Source organism: Shewanella sp. UCD-KL12 (genome assembly GCF_001957125.1).
Classification (GTDB): Bacteria; Pseudomonadota; Gammaproteobacteria; order Enterobacterales; family Shewanellaceae; genus Shewanella.
In genome coordinates, this window is record NZ_MPHJ01000018.1 from 20,244 (window position 1) to 39,703 (window position 19,460).

At 44.8% G+C, this 19,460-nt stretch carries 18 protein-coding genes; 8 read left to right on the top strand and 10 right to left on the bottom strand.

Annotation, left to right across the window (positions count from 1 at the left end):
* Positions 1-3: 3 nt before the first annotated feature.
* On the bottom strand, positions 4-930 hold the full coding sequence (locus BM736_RS21295) for a LysR family transcriptional regulator (RefSeq protein ID WP_076415947.1): 927 nt from the start codon (positions 928-930) through the stop codon (positions 4-6).
* Positions 931-1,322: 392 nt separating this feature from the next.
* Between BM736_RS21295 and BM736_RS21300 the strand changes: the two genes are divergently transcribed.
* Entirely contained in the window at positions 1,323-1,556 is a 234-nt protein-coding gene (locus BM736_RS21300; RefSeq protein ID WP_143562458.1) for a hypothetical protein, read from the top strand.
* A 58-nt stretch (positions 1,557-1,614) separates the two neighbouring features.
* Here the strand turns inward: BM736_RS21300 and BM736_RS21305 are convergent, their stop codons facing one another.
* The 7 genes from BM736_RS21305 to prmA all read right to left on the bottom strand — a co-directional run bounded on the left by BM736_RS21305 (position 1,615) and on the right by prmA (position 8,469).
* A complete protein-coding gene (locus BM736_RS21305) occupies positions 1,615-2,265 on the bottom strand; it encodes a MarC family NAAT transporter (RefSeq protein WP_083700431.1) in 651 nt (216 codons plus the stop codon).
* A gap of 25 nt (positions 2,266-2,290) precedes the next feature.
* Positions 2,291-3,682, bottom strand: a complete 1,392-nt coding sequence (locus BM736_RS21310; RefSeq protein WP_076415952.1) for a magnesium transporter — start codon at positions 3,680-3,682, stop codon at positions 2,291-2,293.
* 38 nt (positions 3,683-3,720) lie between these two features.
* Positions 3,721-4,401: a DedA family protein gene (locus BM736_RS21315; protein WP_076415954.1), complete on the bottom strand. Its 681-nt coding sequence runs from the start codon at positions 4,399-4,401 to the stop codon at positions 3,721-3,723.
* Positions 4,402-4,463: 62 nt separating this feature from the next.
* Positions 4,464-5,555, bottom strand: a complete 1,092-nt coding sequence (locus BM736_RS21320) for a calcium:proton antiporter (protein ID WP_076415956.1) — start codon at positions 5,553-5,555, stop codon at positions 4,464-4,466.
* A gap of 589 nt (positions 5,556-6,144) precedes the next feature.
* Positions 6,145-6,450, bottom strand: a complete 306-nt coding sequence (gene fis / locus BM736_RS21325) for a DNA-binding transcriptional regulator Fis (protein ID WP_005496187.1) — start codon at positions 6,448-6,450, stop codon at positions 6,145-6,147.
* Positions 6,451-6,468: 18 nt separating this feature from the next.
* Positions 6,469-7,437 (bottom strand): tRNA dihydrouridine synthase DusB, encoded by a 969-nt coding sequence (dusB, locus tag BM736_RS21330; RefSeq protein ID WP_076415958.1) that lies wholly within the window; start codon positions 7,435-7,437, stop codon positions 6,469-6,471.
* A gap of 150 nt (positions 7,438-7,587) precedes the next feature.
* Positions 7,588-8,469: a 50S ribosomal protein L11 methyltransferase gene (gene prmA / locus BM736_RS21335; protein ID WP_076415960.1), complete on the bottom strand. Its 882-nt coding sequence runs from the start codon at positions 8,467-8,469 to the stop codon at positions 7,588-7,590.
* A gap of 419 nt (positions 8,470-8,888) precedes the next feature.
* On the opposite strand from prmA, the gene BM736_RS21340 reads away from it, so the two are divergent.
* From BM736_RS21340 to BM736_RS21360, 5 genes are all read left to right on the top strand, one after another.
* Entirely contained in the window at positions 8,889-9,614 is a 726-nt protein-coding gene (locus BM736_RS21340; RefSeq protein WP_083700434.1) for a fumarate reductase cytochrome b subunit, read from the top strand.
* A gap of 157 nt (positions 9,615-9,771) precedes the next feature.
* Positions 9,772-10,497: a fumarate reductase cytochrome b subunit gene (locus BM736_RS21345; RefSeq protein ID WP_076415965.1), complete on the top strand. Its 726-nt coding sequence runs from the start codon at positions 9,772-9,774 to the stop codon at positions 10,495-10,497.
* Between the two features lie 291 nt (positions 10,498-10,788).
* Positions 10,789-12,798, top strand: a complete 2,010-nt coding sequence (locus BM736_RS21350) for a fumarate reductase flavoprotein subunit (RefSeq protein ID WP_076415967.1) — start codon at positions 10,789-10,791, stop codon at positions 12,796-12,798.
* A complete protein-coding gene (locus tag BM736_RS21355) occupies positions 12,799-13,542 on the top strand; it encodes a fumarate reductase iron-sulfur subunit (RefSeq protein ID WP_076415970.1) in 744 nt (247 codons plus the stop codon).
* A 123-nt stretch (positions 13,543-13,665) separates the two neighbouring features.
* Entirely contained in the window at positions 13,666-14,562 is an 897-nt protein-coding gene (locus BM736_RS21360) for a LysR family transcriptional regulator (protein ID WP_076415973.1), read from the top strand.
* Positions 14,563-14,952: 390 nt separating this feature from the next.
* Here BM736_RS21360 and rho read toward each other — a convergent pair whose 3' ends face one another.
* Together rho and trxA are read right to left on the bottom strand one after the other, a co-directional pair.
* Complete coding sequence (gene rho / locus BM736_RS21365; RefSeq protein WP_076415975.1) at positions 14,953-16,218, bottom strand: transcription termination factor Rho; 1,266 nt, start codon at positions 16,216-16,218, stop codon at positions 14,953-14,955.
* Positions 16,219-16,485: 267 nt separating this feature from the next.
* Positions 16,486-16,812: a thioredoxin TrxA gene (trxA, locus tag BM736_RS21370; RefSeq protein WP_076415978.1), complete on the bottom strand. Its 327-nt coding sequence runs from the start codon at positions 16,810-16,812 to the stop codon at positions 16,486-16,488.
* 174 nt (positions 16,813-16,986) lie between these two features.
* On the opposite strand from trxA, the gene rhlB reads away from it, so the two are divergent.
* Together rhlB and BM736_RS21380 are read left to right on the top strand one after the other, a co-directional pair.
* Positions 16,987-18,303 (top strand): ATP-dependent RNA helicase RhlB, encoded by a 1,317-nt coding sequence (gene rhlB, locus BM736_RS21375; RefSeq protein WP_076415981.1) that lies wholly within the window; start codon positions 16,987-16,989, stop codon positions 18,301-18,303.
* Positions 18,304-19,215 (top strand): exopolyphosphatase, encoded by a 912-nt coding sequence (locus tag BM736_RS21380; protein ID WP_076415984.1) that lies wholly within the window; start codon positions 18,304-18,306, stop codon positions 19,213-19,215.
* The last annotated feature ends 245 nt before the right edge of the window (positions 19,216-19,460 follow it).

Sequence of the window (19,460 nt, forward strand, 5' to 3'; positions counted from 1 at the left end):
TGGCTAATCAGGTTCAATTAAATCGGTGAAATAACCTTGCACGACTTCATGTAGCAACTGGTTGAGTGGAAAGCCGCGTTTAGATTGTAGGTAGCCGCCACAAAAATGGATATGGCGATAAGCCGCTTCTACTGGAGGCAATGGATAGAAAGCCAAATCATCATCGGTATCAGCCACAAAACTGCTGCCATATAATATGGCATCTGAGTTTTTCAATTTGTTGATCAGCACTCGCACACTGTGTGTGGCGAGCACGATATTAGCTTGATGACCTTTCTTCAGATAAATATCTTCTATGGGGGCGCGCTTGGTATTTATGCCATCAACCATAATACGGGTAATTGGCAGTTCTTTTATCAAATCCCAATTACTACCTTGACTGAGTACAGGATGCTGCTTACGGGCGATGATGCCCATTGTGACTTCTTTTAGTCGGTGTTGGTAGATCTCTTGTGGCAATGGATAACCAGAGAAGTGCAACAGATAGTCTATCTCACCACTGAGTACTTGTGCCAGTGAGTTTTCTTGCCAATAAACCAAATTGAATTTAGCCTTAGGCAGGTGTTGACGCAACGCATCAAAAATACGCTCACCATAGAGTTCAAGAAAATAGATATGCATAGCAATCGTGACGCAGCCCGTAAATGCGGATGGGTCAAAGTTGCGATAAGATTCAACGACTTTAGTGATGGGAGTGAACATTTCATCTGCAGCTTCGGCGAGTTTTTCAGCCAGCTCTGATGGCTCGACACCGTGGGCTTTGCGAATGAACAACTGATCACCGAAAGTCTCTCGTAATTTTGCCAGCCCACGGCTGACACTGGTTTGCGAGATGCCTAATTTATCTGCCGCAGCATGGGTATTGCGAGTTTCAACGACGGCTTTAAGCAGTTTTAACAGGTTTAAATCTAAGTCTTGAATGTCTTTCATTGAACGATAACCCATCCTCGTAGAGACAACTTGTTAGCTAAGTAGACTTAGCATAAGGGAAATATATGTTGTTTGAAATATACATTAGCACGAATTAATTTGCCGCTCATGTTTTCAGGGGCACCCTAGCTGGCAGAGTAATGAGCAGGCAGGCAGGCAGGCAGGCACAAATTACGCTAATCAGTATAAGGGTTGGTCGCTAAGTGAGAGGGGAGTGTTACTGCGGCAAGGTCAATATATGCTCCTCGGTAACGGCTACGTGATTCTCGATAATCACGCCAGCATAATTCTAGCTTCGACCATCCCTAGTCTCGTACCACCTATCCATATAGTCGTGCACTAATGACATTCACTCATATCTGACCTCCAAGGGTGGAGGAAATGTCTTATGAATGTCAGGAACATACAAGGCCATGTGGTTTGCAGCGAGTGAGAAGGATAGTTATTTTACCCTTAAGATAGTTAACACTGCAGCAGAACCACTAAAACTCTCCATCGTGGTGCGTTTTGGGCTGTCTATTCCTGTGTTGAGTCGTTTCACAAGGGAACAACCATTGTTGCAGTCATTCGCCTTGAATGAGCTGACCCAAAATGTGCAGAGTAAAACCATCTCTTATACGGGTTGATATGAGGTTTTACTACTGTTCATTTTCAATACTCAGCGGTGAAACCTATAGGTGAGTGTTACAGGGTGGCTGCAATCTCTTGTACAACTTCAGACATACCTGCAGTAAAGAACTGCACACCCATGCAAATAAGCAAGAAGCCCATAATACGCGTGAAGGCATTGATACCGCTTTCACCCAGTAATTTTTGCAGTGGGTAGGCCATGCTCAGTGTCAATGCGGCGATAGCGGCAACAATGGCAAAACCAATAATGACACCACTATAGATGCTCCAGCTAGCCAAAGGCTGCTGGTCAGAGGCAATTTCGGCAGCCAAACTGATGATTAATGCCATGGTGCCAGGGCCACATAATGATGGAATAGTCAGTGGCACTAGGGCAATAGAGCCTTTGCTATTAGGGCACTCATCGACAGTGGGTTTGGGGAATAGCATGTTAAAGCCAATCACCATAATGATCATGCCACCACCGAGTCTCAGGCTTGGAATTGAAATACTAAATATTTCCAGTATTGAAGTACCGATTAAAAAGGTAATTGTGAGCGCGAAAAACAGGTAGACCCCCACAGTTTTAGACACTTGAGTCATGTACTGTTTGTCTTTGCCTTTGCTAAGCCCCAAAAATATTGACGCGGTAGTGGGGGGATTCATTATAGGCAGTAGGCCAATAACGGTTAAGGTTAAATAGGTGAGCAGGGTTTCTATATGCATCGATGAGTCCTCTGAATTTATAGAGTTAGAGTAAAAATATTTGGCACAAAAACAGCACGCTGAAAAAAGCGATAGCATCGGTCAGTGTGGTGAGTATCGGGCTGGATAACATTGCCGGATCCAGATTGAAGCGTTTAAGTAACAGGGGTAAGCAGCCACCGAGAATGGCGGCTAATGTGGAGGATATTGTGTAGGCAACCGCAATCACGATAGGCAGCCCTATATCGATAGGTTGCTGGGTGATGAACAGCAATATGGCGATAATCGCGCCTAAAATTAAGCCATTGATGGCCCCGATAGGCAGCTCTTTGGAGGCCACAAATAGCAGATCTTTATAGCTGATGTGCCCCAGCGATAGCTCGCGTATCGACACTGCGACCGCTTGATTGCCTGCTGCACCAGATAGGTTGGCCACTAACGGCAAAATGGCAGCAAGTAATGTGATCTGCTCAATCAAGGGTTCAAAACGAGTAATAATTGAAATGGCGGCATAGCTGAGAACCACCGACGGCAGTAGAAATGCGAGTCGACGAATATTACGGCTTAAGGTGGGCATATTGCGCTGTTCATCACCGCCAAAAACGCCGAAATTTTCCAATAACTGCTGTTGTGATTGCTCAAATAAGGCATGGTTGAGCTGATTACGGCCTACCACCCCAATTTGTAAGCCATTACTGTCTACCACTGGCAAAGTGGGATGAGCACTATTGTCCAGTTCATGGGTCAATGCCTGTAGCTCTAGTTCTGGTACGATGGCGATGATGCTCGGGTCCAAATGATCAATCAGCATCTCTTCTGGCGACAGCAGTAATATGTCATGTATTTTTACCGCGCCCAGATAACTGCCAAATTGGTCATGAAGATACACGTAGCGCCATTCAAACTTTTCGCTCAGTTGGCCTTTGTCCTGTAGCCGCTGCTGCAGCTCACTAACCTGGCTTAACCCTGGTACTTTGATTATGTCGTTGTTGCAAATCCCGCCCGCGTAATGAGCTGGGTAGGCAAGGCTTGCATATTCCTCATACTGACCGCTTGCGGGTAGGGCTTGCAGTAATTGTTTTTTAAGCGCCTTAGGGAGCAGTAGCAACAGCTTACGCCGCTCAGCCGAACGCAAGTGATGAAATAGCGAGCAAGCGCTAGTAAATGGCTGCCCTTCTATCAAAGCCACCTGTTGCTCTGTGGAGAGGTGATTAAACAGGTTAGTCGCTAGTTGTGGTGCGACTTGATTGAGCAAGTGCCAAAGCGCGATGAGTTCGTTAATCTCAAACCGGCGAAGCACTGACGCGAGATCGATGGGTGCTGCAGCACTGATAAGTTCGAGGGTGCTAGCTTCATCAGCGTTAATCACTGCCATTAATAGTTGTTCACGCAGAGTGATAGCTTGCTCTGAATGTAATGCAGGTGTGAGTATAGTCATCTTAGTTCCGTATTATTGCGCTGTGGATGCAATGTCGATTAACGGTCATGTTGTTCGCTGGCTTGCAATGGTGTTTTTGCACTGCAGCTGCGCTTTAATACCCGTACGATGACGGTAAAAAAGGCAACTACCATTAGGCTAAAGCTGCCTATAATCAGCCACTTAGTGGCTAATGGCTGGTATTCATTGACTAGTGGGTGGTTGATCACCCAGTGGCCGACCATTAATAAACTCAATACCCAGTAAGCTGCACTTATCAAGCTGATAAATAGCGTACGCCAAGGGTTTATGTGAGTGATGCCCATGAGCATAGGTGTCAGTACGCGTACAAAGGGCACAAAACGTGAGAAAAATAACGACAGTAAACCGTACTTATTCAACAGTTTTTTGGCTTTAGGTAAAGCGTTGTTCGGTAAGCTGCGTTGTGCTTTATGCATCATGCGGCCATCTTGCAGCCAGTAGCCTTGAAAGTAGGCCAACATGGTGCCGCTAAACGCCGCTAAGGTGAGCAGGATAAACGCTGGGTAGAAGTCGATAAGCCCCATGCCTATCATGCCGCCAACAAATAACACGAGCCCGTCGCCAGGTAAGGGCAGAAAGAAAAAACTCGACTCCAAAAACAGTACTAAGGTCAGCAACAACAGCAACAGTAAGAAAGAAGGCATTGCCAACAAGGCGTCAAAGTCTTGCAGCCAGATTGCCGTTAACATGTCAGACATAGTTATCCTTAATCGATAGATTTGCCAGCTAGCACTGCCAGCTGGCAAGTTTGTAGCGGCAATTAGTCAAACATCAAGATGATGTAGGCGAAGAATAGAACGAGGTGGGTAGCACCGTTTAAGGTATTGGTTTTACCGCTACTAAAGCTGACGATACTCATCATTAAGGTTGCCATCAGCAGAACCATTTCCGCGGGACCTAATCCAAGTTGAATGGGTTCACCGACAAAGTGTGAAATAAACAGCACAGCAGGAACGGTGAGCGCAATGGTAGCCAATACTGAACCGAAAAACAGATTCATTGCCCGTTGCAGTTGGTTGGTCAACGCCGCCTTAATGGCCCCCACGGCTTCAGGTGCCAATATTATTAGCGCGACAATCAGTCCTCCTAGCGCGGCAGGTGCGCCCATGACAGTGATACTGTCATTGATGGGGATGGCTAAGCCTTTGGCGAGCAGAATGACAACCAGTAAGTAACACACGAGCAGGATGCCATGGAAAGCGTTGCTGTTGAGCGGCCCGTGATGTTCATGCTCATCCAGATTATCGTTATCTATGAAAAAGTGGGTGTGGCTGCGAGTTTGAATAAATATGAATACACCGTAGAGCGCGATAGAAACCAGCACTAGGGTCCAAGTTAGCCCAGCAGACATATTACCTAGGGCGTCGGTACTGGTAAAGTTAGGCAGTACGAGGCATAAAATGGCCAACGGAATGATGGCCACCATGTAGGCTTTAATACCCTCTAAGTTGTAGCTTTGGGTGTGATATTTAATTCCGCCTATTAGCAGCGTGATACCGACAAAACCATTAAGGACCGCCATTATCACCGCAAACATGGTGTCACGAGCCAGTACGGGATTAGCGTCGCCAGTTAACATTACCGATGATACCATAATCACTTCTAGGGAAATCACCGCTAAGGTCAAAATCAACGTGCCGTAGGGATCGCCGAGTTTAATCGCCAGCGCATCAGAGTGCCTAACCACAGCGAAAATCATCCGCATCACCACGTAAAATAATACTGCTGTGGTGAGCAGGTAAGGTACGATTGCCAGATTGGTAGCGAGCAGGTTCTCACCAATCAGCTTAAAAAAGATAATGGTTAATATGCCGAGTATTAGCGGATATTCACCTTTAAGTGCAGTAAACATTGTGGTTTCCTAAAGTTTATCAGCAAAGAGATCTAGAGGTTGGCCGGATTGCCTTGGGGACAGGTTAATCACTCAGTGTTGCTGTGCCTATGGTTTCCACAAATTCATTTTTGCATTGGCTTGATGGTCAAATATGAACCTCTGTATTAGCGCTGGTGGCGTGTGTTGCTTCACTCTGTTGGTCGCTAGAGGGTATAAGCATTCTTAGCGTCAACACTCCATCTTTGACATTCAAGTGGTTGTTCATTGAGCGCTGCTGTAAGAGGTGGATATTAAATTATTTAAATGTAGGTTTTACTAAAATGGCTCACGTTTTCTTTCTGAAGAGTTGTTTTGCAGCCTTACCTACTGAGCCTGATGTTCTCTCATCGTCATAACTGTCATTTTTTAGTCATGATTTTGATATTGATTGTGCTTACCTAGTTAGGTTGAGAATTTTATACGAAAGGGAGCTTTGTTTAATATAGGGGAGAGTTCAGGGATCTTTACCGAATAGATAGGAATTGAAATTTCTGAGTAACATATAAACAAAAACGGGCTTTCCACTACTGGAAAGCCCGTTTTAATACAACAAGTTAAGACGTTAGTCTTAGTTCATGCCGTACTTTTTTAATTTCTTACGCAGAGTACCGCGGTTGATACCTAGCATGTTAGCTGCACGAGTCTGGTTGCCACGTGTGTGCTGCATGATGATATCAAGCAGAGGAGCTTCAACTTCGCTCAACACCATTTCATATACTTCTTCAGCTTCTTGACCGTCCATCTGGGCGAAAAAGTTTGTTACAGCGCGCTTTACAGCGTCACGTAGTAACTGAGGCTTGATAGTACCGTTAGCTGTTTCGATTTTGCCAACTGTAAGCTGATGAGTTTCTGTGTTAGTAGTCTGATCAAACATTCGTATTCTGCTCTTTAATTAATTCTGTGCAATTTCATCAAAATAGCGTTCCACCGCGGAACACTGCTCTTTAACAGTTTCCAGCCGATTGAATTCGGCGCGGAATGGACGCTGTTCTTCTTGGTCCAAATACCATCCAACATGTTTTCTAGCAAATCGGATGCCCTTATATTCACCGTAAAGTTCATATAAGTTCCTGAGATGTTCCAGCATCACTTGACGCTTTTCATCCATCTCAACAGGCGCTAGCTTGTTACCCGTTTCCAGGTAATGTTGGATCTCTCGGAAAATCCAAGGCCGTCCTTGGGCACCTCGACCTATCATGAGAGCATCGACACCCGTATGTTCCAGCACAAAACGTGCCTTCTCTGGGGTGACAATATCTCCATTAGCAACCACTGGGATCGAGATATTCTGTTTAATAGCCTTAATCGTGTCGTATTCAGCATCGCCTTTATACATGCACTGCCTAGTTCGGCCGTGTACGGCAAGCGAAGCGATACCACACTCTTGGGCTATCTGGGCGATTTGAACACCATTCCTGTGCTCTGGAGCCCAACCGGTTCGAATTTTCAGGGTCACTGGTACATCTACAGCTGCTACCACGGCTTGTAAAATTGCTTTTACCTGCACAGGGTCTTGCAGCAGTGCTGAACCAGCTAGCTTTCTATTCACTTTCTTAGCAGGACAACCCATATTGATATCGATGATTTGTGCTCCCTGTTGTACATTGACAACAGCGGCGTTAGCCATCAATTCAGGATCGGCGCCTGCGATCTGCACTGAGCGTATCCCGTTTTCACCAGCATGACTCATGCGCTGGCGGCTTTTATCTGTATCCCAAACATCTGGATTTGATGAAAGCATCTCCGACACCGCCATGGCTGCGCCATAACGAATACAGAGATTTCTAAAAGGTTGGTCTGTGACACCTGCCATTGGTGCCACGATCAACCGGTTTTTCAGTTGATAGGGTCCAATCTGCATTCTCAACATACCTTGCGCTTCAAAGGGGCGCTATAGTACGCCTTTTTTGAGCTGGTGAAAAGGTCAATAAATAACCTGAGGGCAACTTTTTTTCTTGACTTTTAAAAGGGGGGAATACAGAGGCGACACAAGGCGTGTCGCCCAATACAGCTATTTACGTATTCCTGTCAAGCGACTCCAATCTTCTTTGTGAGCAGGCTCATCCATATCAAACCACTCGGTATAGAATTCGGCAATCTCGTCGGCTTGCTCTTTTAGTAAACCTGACAGTGCTAATTGACCACCGGGCTTTACTTTATCAGCGATTAATGGGGCGAGTTCGCGTAGAGGCCCTGCAAGAATGTTGGCAACTAAGGTATCGGCCTTTAGATCTGCTGGTTGATCCTCTGGGAGATAAAGGCTGATCTGATCGAGTACATTATTACGCTCAGCATTGGCCTTTGACGCTTCAATAGCCTGATAGTCGATATCGATACCTGTAACAGACTTAGCGCCTAGTTTTAGTGCTGCAACTGCTAGAATGCCTGAGCCACATCCAAAGTCGATGACCTCTTTATCGCTTAGTTCTAGGCTATCAAGCCACTCAAGGCAGAGTGCTGTTGTTGGATGAGTGCCGGTACCGAAGGCTAAACCTGGATCGAGTATGACATTGACCGCTTCTGGGTCAGGGATTGGTCGCCAGCTTGGACAGATCCATAGGCGCTGACCAAATTGGATGGGGTGGAAGTTATCCATCCATTCGCGCTCCCAATCTTTATCTTCGACTTGTTCAATTTTATGGCTAAAATCACAGCCCAAGTAAGGGAGTAACTTCAGTTGCTCTACTATGATAGACAAGTCTCTGTCGGCTTCGAACAATGCAGTCAGAACAGTGTGATTCCAAAGTGGTGTTTCACCCAAGGTTGGCTCATAAATGGGTGTATCTTTACCATCTTCTAAAGTAATAGAAAGTGAACCTTCCTCCATCAGCAGGTCGCTTAGTGCATCTGCATTCTGGCTATCAGTATCAATTTTAAGTTGGATCCAAGGCATGGAATCATCTCGTTACATGTAAATTGGTGGCTATTGTATACCCAAGCCACCCTGTAATGCGAATTCCAACAAGTTTACAGGCTCTGTGCCGCCATAAAGAGAATAGCTAAGCTGCTGCGCAATATGGTAAAGCTGTATTTATCACTTAGATAACACAAGATGTGTCATTTCTGTAGTTATACAGCTGATATTTCAGTGATTCTAACTTGTCACTGTTCTGTTTGAAAGATCTTTGTAAGTGTTTGAATTAAGGTGGTTAAATGGTATTACCTTTGTTTTTATTCTGCCCCATTGTTTGTGACCTGCTTCAAATAGTCACCCTAAATGGTGTGAGCATTATCACGGAATGCTAAGGGGCTTATAGTCTGAGGTCTGGTTATTGATAGAGTGTAAATTCCGATAATTGGCACTATAAGAAAATAACTGTGAGAACTCTACTACCTGCATCTAGCGTACCTGGAATCGCTGGACATCCATGGTCTGCGAAAGCGGACAAAATTCAAAGTGCTACAGGTATCTTATTAGGATGCTTTTTACTGGCACACCTGCATTTTGAGTCCAGCATATTGCTAGGTAAAGAGGCCTTTTATCAGGTCGTACAAATATTAGAGGGAGGCATGTTTAGTGAGACTGGACATGGTTTTCCAGTCGTCACAAAAGTGTTCTCGATCTTCATTATGTTAGTGGTGATGTTGCATGCAGCTGTAGCGCTTAGGCGTTTTCCTGCGCAGCTTGGTCAGTGGCGAGCACTACGCCGACATATGAATGGGATAAATCATAAAGATAGCCATGCTTGGTTTTGGCAGTTAGTAACAGGGTTTATTCTATTTTTCTTAGCCCCAGTACATATTTTTACCATGATCACTAACCCAGAGATTGGCCCGCACTTGTCTGCTGAGCGTGTTTACCATGCTAATGCTTGGTTGCTGTACGCTTTACTGCTTCCTGCTGTTGTAATTCATGCCATGATTGGTCTCTATCGTGTTGCGGTTAAGTGGGGGATCACGGCCAATCGAACAGGCTTACGTAAGCTGGCTAAGATCATGATTGTCTACCTCATCACCATAGGTGTGTTGAGCCTCGTTTCGTATATCTATATCGGCAGCTCACTGACTTTACCTGTTGAGCCGTTTAGCCCCAAATAAGATTAAGGGTTAATCATTTATTGCTAGATTAGAGGATGATTGATTATTTAATCTTAGCTTGATCTACCTCACTGTATTGGAGTGATTTGTGAGCGACATTATCAATACCTTTATAAGGTTTTAGGTTATGTAGCAAGTCAACAATCAGTGAGGGCTTATGTCAATTAATGATTCAGTAATTGAAAAAAGTACAGAAAATACAATAACAACAAGTACAAATAAACTGATAAGAATCAACCGCTGGACTGCTTGGCTTGATATGAGTCAGAGCATTACAGGTGTGATTTTAGCGCTATTTTTGTGGACTCACTTGGTGCTGGTCTCATCGATTTTACTCGGTGGTGATGCAATGACTTGGGTTGCGGGCATGATGGAGCTGAACTTTTTAAGCGCTGATGGCCATGGTTACCCTTGGGTTGTATCCGTTATTGCCATAGGGGTTGCTGCGCTAGCGTTCATTCATGTACTGGTTGCCCTGCAAAAGCTACCGCTGAGCTTAAAACAGCAGATAGCCTTGCGCAAACAGATGAGCTCAATCAAGCATGGTGATACACAGCTATGGGTTTGGCAGGCCATTACTGGAGTGATCATCTTTTTGCTACTGCCTGTGCATCTTTGGCTCATCGGCTCTGCACCTGAAACCATAGGTCCATCAGGTTCTGCGCAAAGGATATGGGGAGATGGGGTTTGGTTACTCTACCTGCCTTTATTGCTGAGTGTTGAGCTACATGCGGCAATTGGTGTGTATCGGGTGGCAATAAAATGGGGTGCGGCGAGAGACCTTAATAGCCGTGCTCGAATGAAGAAGATTAAAACAGTGGTAAGTGTGGTGTTTGTGGTGATTGGTGTCGCGTCGTTACTGGCTTTCTTACCCTATGCATGATTGACGAGAAGAGTCCGACTCTTAGGGCTAGAGGCTAGGAAAGCTGAGAGCTGCGTCGGTTATTGTTTCTTACATAACCGACATTTCCGCCATCCATGGCGGTCAGAAGACACTGAACTGATAGAGTTGAGATGATAGCGCTATTAGGGCATAGCCCGTCGATATAGGCGCAGCCGTCCGAATAGCGGTAGGCCGAAGGCTGTCGTCTTAGCTTCAACTCCTATCGCTTAAAACTTACGACTTAAAACTTACAACTTAAAAATAGAACCTTACGCTTTATAAGGAGCACGTGTGAAACTGATATATACCGATTCTTTAGTGGTTGGCGCTGGACTGGCGGGCTTACGAGTCGCCATCGCCTCGAAAGAACGCGGACTCGATACTGTTGTTCTATCTCTTATTCCTGCAAAGCGGTCTCATTCGGCTGCGGCACAAGGTGGAATGCAAGCGAGTCTGGGGAATACCGTTAAGGGAATGGGTGATGATGAAGACGTTCATTTTCAGGACACGGTAAAAGGTTCTGACTGGGGCTGCGATCAAGATGTGGCGCGTATGTTTGCCCACTGCGCACCTAAAGCAGTTAGAGAGTTAGCCAACTGGGGCGTGCCTTGGACACGAGTGACAGAAGGCCCTAGGCAGGTCGTTGTTAATGCTGAGAAGGTGACCATTGAAGAAGCTAAAGAAGCTCACGGATTAATTAATGCCCGTGACTTTGGTGGCACCAAGAAATGGCGAACTTGTTATACCGCTGATGGTACTGGTCACTCTCTTCTGTATGCGGTTGATAATAAAGCGATATCAATGGATATCCCGGTTCATGAACGCGTTGAAGCGCTAGCACTCATTCATGATGGTAAACGTTGTCATGGTGTGGTTGCTCGCTGCATGGTCACCGGTGAGTTACGTGCCTATATCGGTAAGTCGACAACAATCGCTACTGGTGGTTATGGGCGTCTTTATGAAGTATCAACCAATGCCATTATCTGTGAAGGGATAGGTCAGGCACTCGCTCTTGATACCGGTGTTGCTAAGCTAGGTAATATGGAAGCGGTTCAGTTCCATCCGACAGCGATTGTACCTGTTGGCATCTTAACGACTGAAGGTTGCCGCGGTGATGGTGGTTTACTACGAGATAAAGATGGCCATCGCTTTATGCCAGATTATGAGCCTGAAAAGAAAGAGCTCGCTTCTCGTGATGTGGTTTCTCGTCGTATGACAGAGCATATGCGTAAAGGCAAAGGGGTCGATAGTCCATACGGGCCTCACCTCTGGCTTGATATCACCTTGCTTGGTCGCAAGCACGTTGAAACAAACCTGCGTGAAGTGAAAGAGATTTGTGAAAACTTCTTAGGCATAGACCCTGCCAAAGAGTGGATCCCAGTCCGTCCGACTCAGCACTACTCAATGGGTGGGATTCGTACCGATAAAACGGGTCAAAACCCTCAGCTTAAAGGCCTATTTAGTGTGGGTGAAGCGGCTTGTTGGGATATGCATGGCTTTAACCGCTTAGGGGGTAACTCACTTGCGGAAACGGTTGTTGGCGGCATGATTATTGGCAAGTATGTTGCCGATTTCTGTCAGGAAAACACATTAGAGATAGATACCGGTCTTGCTGAATCATTTGTCGATAAGGTACGAGATGAGATTGATGAACTCATCGAAGGTAAGGGGACTGAAAGTCCATTTGTGCTTAGAAAAGAGATGGAACGTATCATGATGGATTACGTTGGTATCTTCCGTAATGGCCCTGAGCTCGAAAAGGCCGTTACTGAGCTTCAAGCACTACTAAAACGCTCGCGTGATATCACCCTTAAATGTAAGAAACGTCATGCAAACCCAGAGCTTGTTGAAGCGTTAAGGGTTAAGCGAATGATTAAAGTTGCCTTAACGGTAGCGTGCGGTGCGGCTGCCCGCACAGAGAGCCGTGGTGCTCATGCACGTGAAGACTTCCCACAGCGTAATGATAAAGACTGGTTGAACAGAACGCTATCATGCTGGCCTGATGAAAATGCTTTGTCGCCAGAGCTTAGCTATGAGCAACTTGATGTGATGAAGATGGAGCTACCGCCAGGATACCGTGGCTATGGTATCAATAATGCGATAGCGCATCCCGATACAGAAAAGCGAGAGCAGGAGATAACTCAGATTCTTAGCGAGTTATCTGATGATGCCGATCGACATGATAGACAAAATGCCATTATGCCTTTTGAGGTGCCAGCCTCTTTAGTGGCTAAAAATGAACGTCTCAGTGACACCTTGAGTGCAGACAGTGAAAGTGCGAGTAGTGAGGGAAATAGTTAAATGAGCCAAGTAGAGACTAAGGGGCGTACCCTAACATTCAATATCTTTCGCTATGATCCGCAAGAGGCGGGTGATAAACCTAAGATGGTTAAGTATCAGATTGAAGAGACACCGGGCATGACAGTGTTTATTGCACTGAACATGCTTCGCGAGCATCAAGATACTTCACTTCAGTTTGATTTTGTTTGTCGTGCTGGTATTTGCGGTAGCTGCGCTATGGTGATTAATGGTTTCCCTACGCTTGCATGTCGTACCTTAACCAGTAAATACGCTAAAGGTGAGATCACCTTGATGCCTTTACCTGGCTTTGAGTTGATCGGTGATTTATCGGTTAATACGGGCAAATTTATGCGTGAACTTGCCGAGCGTTTGAAGTTATGGCTTCACCCCGTTGCTGAAGATGCTAATGTGCACAGGCTAGAAGCACCGATGTCACCAGAGGAAGCTGCCAAGCTGTATGAGTTGGAGCGCTGTGTAGAGTGCGGTGTTTGTGTATCCGCATGTGCCACTAAGCAGATGCGCGATACCTTTGTTGGTGCCGTAGGCATGATGAAGCTAGCTCGCTTTGAGCTAGATACTCGAGATGGCCGGAGCGTTGAAGATTTCTATCATGTGATTGGTAACCAAGATGGTGTATTTGGTTGTATGACCTTGCTCGGTTGTCAGGATAACTGCCCTAAAGACCTGCCGCATATGCAGCAGATAGCTTACCTTCGCCGTAAGATGGCAGTAGCTCAGATATAGACTCAGTGCTTATGTGTATTGTGTTATTAAGCACTTGAGGAAAAAAGCCTGCTATTTAGCAGGCTTTCTTTTTTAATAAAGAAGCCATAGCATGGTGAAAACCACCTTTAATAATTAAATATTATGCAGATAAACGATCTTAAGCTTTTTGTCCGAGTCGCGGATTGTGGCAGCATTACCGCAGCAGCAACTGAGTTGGATATCTCTCCAGCTGCAGCAAGTGCGGCGCTGAAGCGGCTTGAGAAGCAGTTAGAAACAAGTTTGTTTATTCGTAGTACTCGTAGTTTACGGTTAACCGATGCTGGTGAGCGTTACTTGATTCACTGCCGTAGTGCGTTAGCTGATTTGAGCTTAGGTGTACAAGCAATCAATGATGTTAAGGAGAAGGTCTCAGGTGTCGTGAGTTTAGCTGTTCCTTCTGATGTGGGCAGGAATATTATCCTCCCATGGTTAGATCACTTCCTCGATGAATACCCTGAGCTTAAAATTAGACTGCATATTGGTGATACGTTATCTGACTTTTATCACGATAAGATAGATGTTGCGTTACGTTCAGGTACCCCAAAAGACTCCTCTTTAGTCGCATTTCAGGTGTGCCAAGCTAATCGTGTATTGTGTGCCTCACCTGACTATATTGCTAAACACGGCGAGGTGACCTCTTTAGAGCAGCTCACTGAACATAATTGTTTATTCTTTATGTTAGATGATCGTACTCATGATCAGTGGCGTTTTATAAAGAATGGCCGTGAGTTTAAGGTAAGGGTAACGGGAAACCGCACCTGCAATGATGCTGAAATCGCAAGGCGATGGGCTGTCGCAGGAAGAGGGATAGTGTATAAGTCATCGCTAGATTTAGCCGATGATATCTCCAGTGGCAGACTAGTACCTATGCTGACCGATCACACTGGCGAGGCTGCCGATCTTTATCTCGTTTGCCCTGGCAGGGAGCATGTGACACCCGTTATCTTGCTATTAAGAGAGATGTTGCGGGAGCGGTGTAAGCAGAAGCTAGGGAAATAGGGAGCGAGGATAGAGGTGCTAGGGGAGAGGCACGAGGATATGTGGCTAGGAAAACCATCAACCCATTGGCTCATTTAAAAAATAGACATAACTCTTTATTACAGAAAAGCCTGACATAACGTCTATTTTTATCCATGACCCCCAGGGAGGGGGGGAATGTCGTAATGATGTCTGGAACATCTTCGAACCATGGAAAATAGACATAACTCTTTATTACAGAAAAGCCTGACATAACGTCTATTTTTACCCATCCATGGAAAATAGACATAAATGTTCCTGACATAAAAAAACCGCAACGAGTGCGGCTTTCTTTATGCTGCTTATAGCTTATAGCTTATAGCTTATAGCTTATAGCTTATAGCTTATAGCTTATAGCTTATAGCTTATAGTTTAAGTCTTAGCGCGTTTCATCGCTGTGAAGAACTCATCGTTAGTCTTGGTCATTGCCAATTTATCGATAAGGAACTCCATACCTGTCACTTCATCCATAGGATTAAGGATCTTACGTAGGATCCACATCTTCTGAAGCTCATCAGGCGTGGTTAACTTCTCTTCACGACGCGTACCTGAGCGGTTAAAGTCGATAGCAGGGAAAACACGTTTTTCAGCAGCTTTACGAGAAAGGTGTAACTCTTGGTTACCTGTACCTTTAAACTCTTCGTAAATAACTTCATCCATCTTAGAGCCGGTATCAACCAGCGCTGTAGCGATAATGGTTAAGCTACCGCCGTGCTCGATATTACGAGCTGCACCGAAGAAGCGCTTAGGACGATGTAGTGCGTTGGCATCGACACCACCGGTAAGTACCTTACCTGATGATGGGATAACAGTGTTGTATGCACGAGCAAGACGAGTGATAGAGTCAAGTAAGATAACAACGTCTTTCTTATGTTCTACAAGACGCTTAGCCTTTTCGATAACCATTTCGGCTACCTGCACGTGACGGCTCGCTGGCTCATCGAAAGTAGAAGCAATGACTTCACCCTTCACCATGCGCTGCATCTCGGTTACTTCCTCTGGACGCTCATCAATAAGCAGGACCATCAACACCACGTCAGGGTTATTGTAGGTAATGCTCTGTGCCATGTTTTGAAGTAATAGTGTTTTACCGGCTTTTGGCGGCGCAACAATCAAACCACGCTGACCTTTACCGATAGGTGAACATAGGTCGAGAATTCTTGAAGTAATATCTTCAGTTGAACCATTACCACGCTCCATACGAAGGCGATCTTCTGCATGTAATGGGGTAAGGTTTTCAAAGAGGATTTTTGAGCGGGAGTTTTCAGGCTTGTCGAAGTTAACTTCAGATACTTTCAGTAGGGCAAAATAACGTTCACCCTCTTTCGGAGGTCGAATCTTACCGAAAATGGTATCACCTGTTCGCATGCTGAAGCGACGGATCTGGCTAGGAGAGACGTATATATCGTCAGGGCCAGCAAGGTAAGAAGCATCACCGCTTCGTAGGAATCCAAAGCCATCTTGTAGAATTTCTAATACACCGCCACCAAAGATATCTTCACCGCTCTTGGCGTGGGCTTTTAGGATTGAAAAAATAATGTCCTGCTTACGAGCACGGGCAGTATTTTCAACTTTCATCTCTTGGGCGAGTTTTACTAAGTCTGAAATCGACTTGTCTTTTAATTCTGATAAATTCATCTTGGCGGGTCTTTTATGCGAGACAATGCTATTTTTGATCAATTGATCATTAACTGTTTTTGTACAATCAGGATGTTGATCGATAGCGAGATGTGGGTTAGTAGAAAAAGTCTGGTTATTAAAGTAGCACTATAGAGGCGGCGCGTCTAGAAATTTAGTCAATCCCAACACAATTTCTTGATGAAGCTGTGTTGGGAGTCACTATTAATACCAATCTCATATCAAGTTAGTACAGATAGGTATGACTGCAACGGGTGCAGTTAGGGATTAAAGCTGTGCTTCGATAAACTCTTTAAGCTGAGTTTTTGATAGCGCACCTACTTTAGTTCCGGCAAGTTCACCGTTCTTAAAGATAAGTAATGTTGGAATACCACGAACACCGTATTTAGCTGGTGAAACGTTGTTTTGGTCAACATTTAACTTAGCGATCGTGACTTTGCCTGCATACTCTTCAGCAACATCATCTAAAATTGGGGCAATCATCTTACAAGGGCCACACCACTCTGCCCAAAAATCTACAACTACTGGTAATTCAGAGTTGATTACGTCGTTTTCGAAGCTGTCGTCACTAAGTTGTACTATCTTATCGCTCATGATGTTCTCCAGTTGGGTTGCCACTGCTGGTTTGTTAATGGCTTAACCTGTATATTGGGTCTGAAAATAACTTTTCAAGGTAGTTTTAATAACCTTTAAAGCTACTTTTTATAATTAGTCGCTATTTCAAACGATTGAGTTTCTTATTGCAACCCTAACTGGTATGCTGCCGCTATGAGCGAAACACATTTATCTAATCAGAAGTTTGCCGACTTTTCCCTTAATGAAGGGATAAAAACAGCACTAAACGAGAGCGGCTTTGAATTTTGTACGCCTATTCAAGCACTATCACTCCCTATTTTACTGCAGAAAAAAGATATCGCAGGTCAAGCACAGACCGGTACGGGAAAAACACTCGCTTTCCTGGTTGCGACTTTTAATCACCTGCTATCTACTCCAATTCCTGAAGGTCGCCAACTAAATCAGCCTCGCGCTATGATTATGGCACCGACTCGTGAGCTTGCTATTCAGATTGCTAAAGATGCAACACTACTAGCAAAGCACACAGGTTTGAAGGTTGGTATCGTATATGGCGGTGAAAGCTACGATGTTCAGCGTAAGGTGCTAGATAAAGGTATCGATATTCTTATCGGAACCACAGGACGTATTATTGATTACGTCCGCCAAGGCATTATTAACTTAAGTGCGATACAGGCTGTTGTTCTCGATGAAGCCGATCGTATGTTCGATCTTGGTTTTATTAAAGATATCCGCTTCCTATTCAGACGTATGCCTGATGCTAAGTCTCGTTTGAATATGCTGTTCTCTGCAACACTTTCTATGAAGGTGCAGGAGCTGGCTTATGATCATATGAATGAGCCTGAAAAAGTGGTCATCGCGCCAAACGAAAAAACCTCTAAGAATATCAGAGAAGAGATCTTCTATCCCTCTATGGATGAGAAGATGAAGTTACTTCTGTCTTTGATCGAGGAAGACTGGCCTGAAAAGGCAATTGTTTTCTCTAATACTAAGCACAGCTGTGAAAATGTCTGGTCTTGGTTATCGGGTGATGGTCATAGAGTTGGCTTGCTGACCGGTGATGTACCGCAGAAGAAGCGTATTCGTATTCTTGAGCAGTTCACTTCAGGTGAATTAGATCTGCTGGTGGCTACCGATGTTGCTGCCCGTGGTTTGCATATCTCTGATGTATCGCATGTCTATAACTATGATCTTCCTGATGATTGTGAAGATTACGTTCATCGTATTGGTCGTACTGGTCGTGCTGGTAAAAGTGGTGTATCAGTCAGTTTTGCCTGTGAAGAGTACGCGCTAAATCTACCTGCAATCGAAGAGTATATTACTCACTCGATCCCTGTGACTAACTATGATAGCTCAGCGTTGCTCGATGATATTCCAGCACCGATTAGAGTTCATAGAAAGCACAATAACCGCCCTCAAGGGCGAAGCGGTTCTGGGCGCCCACAAGGTAGCCGTAATGGAAACCGTACTAACAGTCCACGCCGTCATGATAGAACCCGCAGACACTCATAGATGACAGCTCGCTATGCAGCCATAACGCTAGGCTCAAATAGTTTTAATATGCTGGTCGCCGAAACAAAGGCAGGCCAGCCAACTATTATTGCTAAATACAAACGTAAAGTGCGCCTTGCAGAGGGGATCCAGGCTGATGGCTCCCTGAGCGAAGCTGTACTCTTACGTGGTTTAGATTGCTTAGCTATGTTTGCCGACATGCTCCTAAAAGAGGGCGTTGCTGAAGATAATGTCGCCGTTATAGCGACTGCGACACTGCGAAAAATAGCTAACTCTGATGAGTTTTGTCAGCGTGCTTTCTCTATCCTAGCGCACCCTATTGAGATCATCTCTGGTATGCGTGAAGCTGAGTTGATCTATCAAGGCATGGTTGCAACGACGTGTGGTCAAGGGCGCCGCTTGGTGATTGATATCGGTGGTGCTAGTACTGAGTTTATTATCGGTGACGGTGATAAAGTTTTGCTTAAAAATAGCCTGTCTATGGGCTGTGTAACGTTCAACGAGCGCTTCTTCAACTCTGCGCCACTTCAAGACTTAGACTTTGATGATGCTAAATCACAAGTTAAGTTAACACTCGGTGATAACCTCAGTGAGCTTAAAGCTCTTGGTTGGCACTGTGTTGTGGGTGCTTCTGGAAGTGTGCAATCTGTGGTTGAGCTACTAAGTCATCGTAATGAGTCAACAAGCATTACGCTTGATGTGTTGAAAAGCCTTAAGAGCGAAATTTTAGCTCAGCCAGATTCTGATATGACAGCTATAGTTGGCCTTAATCAAGAAAGGGCACCAACCTTTGCAGCTGGAGTGTCTATCTTACTGGCATTATTTGAGCTGTTAAATATTGAAAAGCTAAACCTTTCTGGCGGCGCATTACGTGAGGGAGTATTACAACTGCTTGCCAATAAGCTTAAATAATCACTGCATCATTTAGGTTCACTATGTTTCTGTTCGTCTTATTCACTCCCTCGTAAAACTCATCACAACGCTTTAAGTTATGCCTTAAATAAGTACTAGCAATACTGAGTACAACTCTATTAAGCACTGCTTTTTTAGCCGCTATGTCTTAACAGCTTGCCTAGCAAACATTCAAAGTATTTTCATATTATCAATAAAATAGTGATTAAAACTAGTTTTATAAACTAATTAAAAATATTCTACCA

Coding starts and splice junctions, on each gene's coding strand:
- fis (WP_005496187.1), bottom strand. CDS start 6,450: ATGTTTGATCAGACTACTAACACAGAAACTCATCAGCTTACAGTTGGC.
- BM736_RS21310 (WP_076415952.1), bottom strand. CDS start 3,682: ATGACTATACTCACACCTGCATTACATTCAGAGCAAGCTATCACTCTG.
- BM736_RS21305 (WP_083700431.1), bottom strand. CDS start 2,265: ATGCATATAGAAACCCTGCTCACCTATTTAACCTTAACCGTTATTGGC.
- BM736_RS21360 (WP_076415973.1), top strand. CDS start 13,666: ATGCAGATAAACGATCTTAAGCTTTTTGTCCGAGTCGCGGATTGTGGC.
- BM736_RS21380 (WP_076415984.1), top strand. CDS start 18,304: ATGACAGCTCGCTATGCAGCCATAACGCTAGGCTCAAATAGTTTTAAT.
- BM736_RS21320 (WP_076415956.1), bottom strand. CDS start 5,555: ATGTTTACTGCACTTAAAGGTGAATATCCGCTAATACTCGGCATATTA.
- BM736_RS21300 (WP_143562458.1), top strand. CDS start 1,323: ATGTCAGGAACATACAAGGCCATGTGGTTTGCAGCGAGTGAGAAGGAT.
- rhlB (WP_076415981.1), top strand. CDS start 16,987: ATGAGCGAAACACATTTATCTAATCAGAAGTTTGCCGACTTTTCCCTT.
- trxA (WP_076415978.1), bottom strand. CDS start 16,812: ATGAGCGATAAGATAGTACAACTTAGTGACGACAGCTTCGAAAACGAC.
- BM736_RS21355 (WP_076415970.1), top strand. CDS start 12,799: ATGAGCCAAGTAGAGACTAAGGGGCGTACCCTAACATTCAATATCTTT.
- BM736_RS21295 (WP_076415947.1), bottom strand. CDS start 930: ATGAAAGACATTCAAGACTTAGATTTAAACCTGTTAAAACTGCTTAAA.
- prmA (WP_076415960.1), bottom strand. CDS start 8,469: ATGCCTTGGATCCAACTTAAAATTGATACTGATAGCCAGAATGCAGAT.
- BM736_RS21315 (WP_076415954.1), bottom strand. CDS start 4,401: ATGTCTGACATGTTAACGGCAATCTGGCTGCAAGACTTTGACGCCTTG.
- dusB (WP_076415958.1), bottom strand. CDS start 7,437: ATGCAGATTGGACCCTATCAACTGAAAAACCGGTTGATCGTGGCACCA.
- rho (WP_076415975.1), bottom strand. CDS start 16,218: ATGAATTTATCAGAATTAAAAGACAAGTCGATTTCAGACTTAGTAAAA.
- BM736_RS21345 (WP_076415965.1), top strand. CDS start 9,772: ATGTCAATTAATGATTCAGTAATTGAAAAAAGTACAGAAAATACAATA.